Origin of the sequence: Enterococcus sp. ARL09-542 (assembly GCF_005234805.1) — a bacterium.
Lineage (GTDB): Bacteria > Bacillota > Bacilli > Lactobacillales > Enterococcaceae > Enterococcus_D > Enterococcus_D gallinarum.
In genome coordinates, this window is the sequence record NZ_QPQX01000062.1 from 1 (window position 1) to 525 (window position 525).

A 525-nucleotide genomic window follows, 5' to 3' on the forward strand; every position below is an offset into this window, starting at 1 on the left:
TCGAACCCTTGCACGGTTTTACCCGCCTGACGGTTTTCAAGACCGTTCCCTTCAGCCGGACTTGGGTAATCCTCCAACATATACAATGCCACAATGGACCTTGTAGGACTCGAACCTACGACCGGACGGTTATGAGCCGTCTGCTCTAACCAACTGAGCTAAAGGTCCAGGCTCTTAATAATCGCGGCGGAGGGGATCGAACCCCCGACCTCCCGGGTATGAACCGGACGCTCTAGCCAGCTGAGCTACACCGCGAAAAAATCATTTATTCAAATGATATGGAGCCTAGCGGGATCGAACCGCTGACCTCCTGCGTGCAAAGCAGGCGCTCTCCCAGCTGAGCTAAGGCCCCTTTTGAAAATATAATCGGGAAGACAGGATTCGAACCTGCGACCCCTTGGTCCCAAACCAAGTGCTCTACCAAGCTGAGCTACTTCCCGTTGCTAAAACGCGCCCAAGAGGAGTCGAACCCCTAACCTTTTGATCCGTAGTCAAACACTCTATCCAATTGAGCTATGGGCGCAT

The 525-nt window shown here is 53.0% G+C and carries 5 tRNA genes; all 5 read right to left on the reverse strand.

Annotated elements, in window-relative coordinates:
- Positions 1 to 94: 94 nt before the first annotated feature.
- Positions 95 to 168 (reverse strand) — tRNA-Ile (locus DVW06_RS16895).
- A gap of 13 nt (positions 169 to 181) precedes the next feature.
- A tRNA-Met gene (locus DVW06_RS16900) sits at positions 182 to 255 on the reverse strand.
- 24 nt (positions 256 to 279) lie between these two features.
- Positions 280 to 352: transfer RNA gene (locus DVW06_RS16905), tRNA-Ala, on the reverse strand.
- A gap of 14 nt (positions 353 to 366) precedes the next feature.
- Positions 367 to 440: transfer RNA gene (locus DVW06_RS16910), tRNA-Pro, on the reverse strand.
- Positions 441 to 449: 9 nt separating this feature from the next.
- A tRNA-Arg gene (locus tag DVW06_RS16915) sits at positions 450 to 523 on the reverse strand.
- Positions 524 to 525 lie beyond the last annotated feature (2 nt).